This window comes from Bariatricus sp. SGI.154 (assembly GCF_050313795.1).
Taxonomy (GTDB): Bacteria; Bacillota; Clostridia; order Lachnospirales; family Lachnospiraceae; genus CAMBRQ01.
Genome location: NZ_JBNPMC010000044.1, coordinates 22,149 through 29,192, shown reverse-complemented (window position 1 = coordinate 29,192; position 7,044 = coordinate 22,149). Strand labels below are relative to the sequence as shown.

5 protein-coding genes and 1 riboswitch are annotated in these 7,044 nt (G+C 41.8%); all 5 genes read left to right on the top strand.

The features are described 5' to 3' along the window. Positions 1-23: 23 nt before the first annotated feature. The 5 genes from ACQRBN_RS15290 (at position 24) to ACQRBN_RS15270 (ending at position 7,042) form a co-directional block, all read left to right on the top strand. Positions 24-1,772: an ABC transporter ATP-binding protein gene (locus ACQRBN_RS15290; protein WP_427739899.1), complete on the top strand. Its 1,749-nt coding sequence runs from the start codon at positions 24-26 to the stop codon at positions 1,770-1,772. Positions 1,773-1,774: 2 nt separating this feature from the next. Further along, positions 1,775-3,679: an ABC transporter ATP-binding protein gene (locus ACQRBN_RS15285; RefSeq protein WP_427739898.1), complete on the top strand. Its 1,905-nt coding sequence runs from the start codon at positions 1,775-1,777 to the stop codon at positions 3,677-3,679. Positions 3,680-3,818: 139 nt separating this feature from the next. Beyond that, positions 3,819-3,962: riboswitch (FMN riboswitch) on the top strand. Between the two features lie 142 nt (positions 3,963-4,104). Beyond that, positions 4,105-4,728 (top strand): ECF transporter S component, encoded by a 624-nt coding sequence (locus ACQRBN_RS15280; protein WP_427739897.1) that lies wholly within the window; start codon positions 4,105-4,107, stop codon positions 4,726-4,728. A gap of 317 nt (positions 4,729-5,045) precedes the next feature. Next, positions 5,046-5,750, top strand: a complete 705-nt coding sequence (locus tag ACQRBN_RS15275) for a LytR/AlgR family response regulator transcription factor (protein ID WP_427739895.1) — start codon at positions 5,046-5,048, stop codon at positions 5,748-5,750. Then, positions 5,750-7,042: a sensor histidine kinase gene (locus ACQRBN_RS15270; RefSeq protein WP_427739893.1), complete on the top strand. Its 1,293-nt coding sequence runs from the start codon at positions 5,750-5,752 to the stop codon at positions 7,040-7,042. The genes ACQRBN_RS15275 and ACQRBN_RS15270 overlap by 1 nt, the downstream gene beginning before the upstream one ends. Positions 7,043-7,044: the final 2 nt, after the last annotated feature.

The window sequence follows — 7,044 nt, the reverse complement described above, 5'->3', positions numbered from 1 at the left end:
TTGTGGAAGAAAGGAGGAATTAGATGATCCGAACTTTGTTGAGTGAAGTAAAAGAGTATAAAAAAGCTTCGATTGTTACGCCGTTATTTATGATATTAGAAGTATTGATGGAGATGATTATTCCTTTTCTGATGGCTTCAATTATAGATGATGGCGTGAATGCCGGGGATATCCAGCATATTTATAAGGTAGGAGGAATTATGGTTGTGGCAGCGGCAATTGGTCTGTTTGCCGGCATGGCAGGAGGACGTTTTGGCGCGAAAGCGTCTGCGGGTTTTGCGAAGAATCTAAGAGAGGCGATGTTCAACCATATTCAGACCTTTTCATTTGCAAATATTGATAAATACAGTACGGCAGGATTGGTAACGCGTCTGACTACGGATGTGACGAATGTGCAGAATGCTTACCAGATGCTGCTCCGTATGTTTACAAGGGCACCAGCGAGTCTCCTGTGTGCGATGGTTATGGCATTCAGGATCAATGCCCGTCTGTCCAGTGTCTATCTGGTAGCGGTAGTGATTCTGGGTGTGCTGCTTATGCTGATCATGAGCCATGCAACCCGGTATTTCCAGCAGGCATTTCCGAAATACGATGATCTGAATGCATCTGTGCAGGAGAATGTCTCTGCTATTCGTGTTGTAAAAGCATACGTAAGAGAAGAACAGGAGACGGGCAAATTCAAAAAGGCAAGCGAGAATATCTATAAGATTTTTGTCAAAGCGGAGTGCAATCTGGTGTATAATGCGCCACTGATGCAGTTTACCGTCTATACCTGTATCCTGTTAATCAGTTGGATTGGTGCTAAGATGATTGTGGCATCAACATTGACAACAGGAGAATTGATGAGTCTTCTTACATATTGTATGAATATTCTGATGAGCCTGATGATGATGTCCATGGTATTTGTTATGGTGTCTATGAGTATGGCAAGTATCAGACGTATTTCGGAAGTATTGAATGAGGTCAGCGACCTTAAGAATCCCGAAGAACCGGTTCTTATGGTTGCAGATGGAAGTATTGAGTTCAGACATGTAGATTTTGCTTATAAAAAAGAGAGTGAGAGCCCGGTACTTAAGGATATTAATTTACAGATCCATTCCGGTGAAACCATCGGGATTATCGGAGGAACCGGAAGTGCTAAGACCAGTCTTGTGAATCTGGTAAGCCGTCTCTATGATGTGACAGCGGGTGAGATCCTGGTAGGTGGAAGGAATGTCAAAGAGTATGATATGGAGGTATTGAGGAATCAAGTGTCGGTCGTGCTGCAGAATAACGTGCTGTTTTCAGGATCTATCCTGGATAATCTGCGCTGGGGTAATGGCGAGGCAACGGAAGAAGAGTGTATGACAGCCTGCCGTCAGGCATGCGCTGATGAGTTCATCCGCAGATTCCCGAATGGCTATCAGACCCATATTGAGCAGGGAGGCAGCAATGTATCAGGCGGTCAGAGACAGAGGCTTTGTATCGCAAGGGCATTGCTTAAGAAGCCGAAGATCTTGATACTGGATGACAGCACCAGTGCGGTGGATACGGCGACGGATGCAAAGATCCGCAAGGCATTCCGGGAAGAGATTCCAGATACGACTAAGCTGATTATTGCGCAGAGAATCTCCAGTGTACAGGACGCAGACAGAATTCTTGTCATGGACGAAGGATGTATTGATGGATTCGGAACCCATGAGGAACTGCTTGCGACGAATGAGATCTACCGTGAGGTCTATGAATCACAGACCAAGGGTGGCGGCGATTTTGATGAGAAGGCAGGTGAGTAGATATGGCAGGTCCAATGAATCGAGGTCCAAGAGGAATGAAGTCCCAGGTGAAGAATCCGGGGAAATTATTTGTAAGAATTATGAATTATGTGTTCCGGTATTACAGAGTCCATTGCATAGCAGTCGTGATACTGATCTTCCTTGGGGTGATTGCGAATGTGCAGGGTACTATGTTTATGAAGAATCTGATCGATGATTATATTACGCCGTTTCTTTTGACAGATACTCCGGATTTTACGCCGCTGGCGCATGCGATTGCGAGGGTAGCAGCATTCTATGCGGTGGGAATCCTCTCTACTTATGCATATAACCGGATTATGGTGAATGTTACCCAGGGAACGCTTAGAGAATTGCGTAATGATCTGTTCACGCATATGGAGCGGCTTCCAATCAAATATTTTGATACTCATGCACATGGCGATATTATGTCGATCTATACGAATGATATTGATACACTGCGCCAGATGATCAGCCAGAGTATTCCGCAGGTGATTAACAGTGCGGTTACAATTGTCAGCGTATTTGTCAGCATGGTGATCCTGAACATTCCACTGACGGTTGTTACACTGATTATGGTTGCGGTTATGATAATGGCTTCTAAAACGGCAGCAGGACGAAGTGGAAAATACTTCCTTGAGCAGCAGGTGAATCTGGGAGCGGTGAATGGTTATATCGAAGAGATGATGAACGGGCAGAAAGTTGTAAAGGTATTCTGCCATGAAGAAGAGAATAAGAAAGCGTTCAAAGAACTGAATGACAGACTGTATGTAAGTGCAGATCGTGCCAATACATTTGCCAATTTTCTTGGTCCGATCAATGCGCAACTTGGCAATATCAGTTATGTGGTGTGTGCAATTGTAGGAGGGGTGCTGGCGCTTGGCGACGTGGGCGGCTTCACGCTTGGCGGACTGGCAAGTTTCCTGACATTCAATAAGAGCTTCAGTATGCCGATCAATCAGGTCAGCCAGCAGCTCAATGCGATCGTAATGGCGATGGCAGGGGCGGAGCGTATCTTCCGTCTGCTGGATGAAGAGGTAGAGGCGGATAATGGCTATGTAACTCTGGTCCATGCAGCAGAAGAGAATGGCGAACTTAAGGAAAGCAAGAAAAGAACCGGAAGATGGGCATGGAAACACGTGCATCAGGCAGATGGCAGCGTTGATTACGTCGAGGTGAAAGGCGATGTCGTATTCGATGGAGTAGACTTTGGATACAATGATGACAAGATCGTCCTTCATGATGTGAAGTTATATGCAACTCCGGGACAGAAAATAGCTTTTGTCGGTTCTACCGGAGCAGGCAAGACGACGATTACCAACTTGATTAATCGTTTCTACGATATTCAGGATGGAAAGATCCGTTATGATGGTATTAACATAAATAAGATTAAGAAGGCAGACTTACGCCATTCTTTAGGAATCGTACTTCAGGATACACACCTCTTTACCGGAACAGTAAAAGAGAATATCCGGTTTGGCAAACTGGATGCTACAGACGAAGAAGTCATAGCAGCGGCAAAACTCGCCAATGCAGACGGGTTCATCCGCAGACTCCCGAACGGCTATGATACCGTGCTGACCGGTGATGGCGCCAACTTAAGCCAGGGACAGAGACAGCTTCTCGCCATTGCCCGCGCTGCAATCGCTGATCCGCCGGTACTGATTCTGGATGAGGCAACCAGCTCCATTGATACCAGAACAGAGAGAATCGTCCAGGATGGTATGGATAAGCTGATGAAGGGAAGAACAACCTTCGTGATTGCACATAGATTGTCCACTGTACGGAACTCAGACTGTATCATGGTTCTGGAACAGGGAAGGATCATTGAGAGAGGAACCCATGATCAGTTGATAGACGAACAGGGACGGTATTATCAGTTGTATACCGGGAATTCAATTAGTGCGTAGTCAAAAAGGGACAGGGCAAATCGAAAAAGGGACACGGCTATTTTAATTGGGGACGGGGGAAATTGAAAAAACCCCCGTCCCCAATTAATATATCTTGCATAATTCCCATGAACGCGTTATAATTTCATAAAACTGATAAGAAATTCTTCGGGGTCGGGTGTAATTCCCAACCGGCGGTGTAGTCCGCGACCTGGTATGGCATTGGATGTATAGAAGGTGCCATATCAGCTGATCTGGTGAGATTCCAGAACCGACAGTAAAGTCTGGATGAGAGAAGAGTTGTGTGATGAATGAATATGTACCCCGATGCGAAAGTGTCGGGGTTTTTGCCGTATCAGGAAACTTCGTTCTTTTTTACATGATTCAGAGAAGATTTTCTTTCTTTAGCAGTTTGAATATACTTATAATGAAAAGGAGAAAGAAAGATGGAGACAAATGTAGTAACAAACACAAAGAACAAGACTAATGTGAAGAAAATCGCTCAGATTGGAATGCTCGGTGCCATAGCGGTAGTATTGATGCTGTTCGAGATTCCGTTGCCATTCGCACCGGTGTTTTATGAGATTGATTTCAGTGAGGTTCCTGTTATGATAGGATGTTTTACTATGGGACCGCTGGCGGGAGCGATGATAGAATTCATTAAGATCCTGTTGAATTTTGCCGTGAACGGAACCAGCACTGCCGGGGTAGGAGAGGTGGCAAATTTCCTGATCGGGTGTGCACTGGTAGTTCCGGCAGCACTGATCTATCAGAAAAAACGTACTAAGTCAGGTGCAATCGTAGGAATGGTTACGGGAACACTTTTCATGACTTTTGTAGGATGCTTCCTGAATGCATTTATTCTGCTGCCGGTCTTTGCCAAGGCGTTTGGTATGCCGATTGATGCACTGGTAGAGATGGGAACGGCAGTGAATCGTCACATTACCAGTTTGTCGACGTTTGTAATATTTGCGGTGGCACCGTTTAATCTGCTGAAGGGATTCCTGGTGTCTTTGATTGTGCTTTTGATCTATAAAAAGATCAGTCCTGTGCTTAAAATGGGAATGTAACTTATGCGAATGTAACTTTTACAGCTGTAATGCTAATTTTATGTTTTTTTGCAAAACTTGTTTTATACGGATTAAAAGACCATGGTATCTTATGCTCTTAGGGCAGCCAAGGTCTTTTTTTGTTGCAAGAACTAAGAAGGAATCCGTGGTGATGATAAATAGAGAACTCGATTGCTGATACCTGCTCTCCATTTTCCGTATCATATGGTATAATACATTATCGGGCGAAGCCCGACAGTCGAAGGCATGTAATGTGGGATGCTTGAATGAGTATAGAATATAATTCGGTTTAGTAATGGTATTTCAGAGGTGTAAGAATGATAACCGCAGCAATTTGTGATGATGAAAAAGTGTTTGCAGATAAGTTAGTATTGCTTTTAGAAGAATATACTTTGCAGCATGGTATCGATATAAAGATAAAAAAATATTATGATGTTGACAGTTTGCTGGAGGAAGTAAACGACAATTATCAGATTATTTTTTTGGATGTAAAGCTTGGTGCAATGAATGGGATTGAGGTTGCCAGAGAACTGAGAAAACGAAGAATTGATTCTGTTATCATTTATATTTCTGCATACATAGAAATGGCTCCAATGGGGTATGAAGTAAATGCTTTTCGCTATATATTAAAAAATGATTTGGAACGGGTTTTAAATTATACATTGGATGATGCGTTCAAAGAAGTCTCTCAAAAAAACAGATGCTATGAGATTAAGACGCAAGGAAAGAGTGAATTTATTGAACTTGAAAAAATTATGTATTTTACCAGTTTTAAAAGATATGTGGAAATATACACAGAAGATAAAGTATATAAGCAATATCGAAAGATTTCTGATTTGGAACTAGAATTAGAAACAAGAGGCTTCATCAGGACGCATAAAAGTTATCTGGTTAATATGCAATATATTGAGTTTTTTAAAAACAGAGAGATTTGCTTGAAAAACGGAACGGCTTTACCGTGCAGTAAAACAGATTATCAAAAATTAAAGCAGAAGTATATACTTTGGAAAGGAAAGAACTAATGGCGGAATTGTTTTCATGTTTGATGATATTTATAGAAATACTCTCTTTTTTGATTGTGGCAGATGCATGTTTTATAAAAAGATTCGAGTGCAGGTGGATCTATATAGGTGTGATCATCGTTCTTGGCATTGGAATTATGTGCATACAAGAATGGATGGCATTCGAGAATGTCTATGTGAAAACGGGCATGGCTTTGCTTATCTTTGGAGTAGCCGCCAGGATTCTATATAAGGGGAGTTCCTTTCGGGAACTGCTTGTAGTGTGCATGTATTATATTTATCTATATGCGCTTGACTATGGAGTGATGATTTGTATGATGTTCATTACAAATGAAAGCATCCAGAGTCTGATGATGAATAGAAGTGTGTGGACGTTGGGATTCATTATGTCTAAAAGTTTATTAATCATTACCTGTATTATTTTGGCAAAAAGATTAAGAAGCAGGCAGCGAGATTATAGTTTTCCTATCAAATATTGGCTGCAGATGATAATTATTCCGGTGGGAATGATTTTGAATTTATGTTTGGTTATTTTTTATGCCATTAACGAGAATCGCTTGAATATTTGGATTATAGTTGACGTGATTGTTCTTGTTGCAGGAAATATTTTATTCTTATTTTTAGAACAGCGGCTTGAAAAGGAAAGAGAAATGGAGGCTGTAAATAAGGAATTAGAGCGACAGATTAAAAGTGGGAAAGAGCAGGCGGATTTTTTGTTGAATAATTATCAGGAACAGAGAAGGCTGACGCATGATTTCCATAATCATCTTTTTACTTTGGAGGGGCTATTTGCCAATAAAAATTACGAGGCTCTTGGAGAATATTTACAGAAACTTTTGCAGAGTGACATGCAGTTGGAGCAGATTTTACATACGAATCATCCGATTATAGATGCGATTTTGAACAGGGCGTATCTGGAAGCAAGAAATAGAAATATTGCAATGGAATTTGAATTGAGCGATCTGCAGGGCATTCCTTTGGCGAACGAAGAATTGGTTATTGTATTGTCCAATTTACTAGATAATGCAATAGAAGCAAGCAGTAAACTGGCTGAGGGAAAGAGGATTATTGTAAGGTTGCAGTATGATTGCCATGAATTTGTTATTTCTATACGGAATACAGTTTGCAGTGAAGAAGCAGGACGGAGTAATATTGTTGAAACAACCAAGAAAGAGAAATGGTTTCATGGATATGGCCTTCAGAATGTAAGGAGGATATTAGAGAAGAATGGCAGTGAATATGCGTTAGAATTAAGTGAAGGGTGGTTTCAATTTACCGCAGTGATCAGGTGACT

Coding starts and splice junctions, on each gene's coding strand:
- ACQRBN_RS15285 (WP_427739898.1), top strand. CDS start 1,775: ATGGCAGGTCCAATGAATCGAGGTCCAAGAGGAATGAAGTCCCAGGTG.
- ACQRBN_RS15280 (WP_427739897.1), top strand. CDS start 4,105: ATGGAGACAAATGTAGTAACAAACACAAAGAACAAGACTAATGTGAAG.
- ACQRBN_RS15290 (WP_427739899.1), top strand. CDS start 24: ATGATCCGAACTTTGTTGAGTGAAGTAAAAGAGTATAAAAAAGCTTCG.
- ACQRBN_RS15275 (WP_427739895.1), top strand. CDS start 5,046: ATGATAACCGCAGCAATTTGTGATGATGAAAAAGTGTTTGCAGATAAG.
- ACQRBN_RS15270 (WP_427739893.1), top strand. CDS start 5,750: ATGGCGGAATTGTTTTCATGTTTGATGATATTTATAGAAATACTCTCT.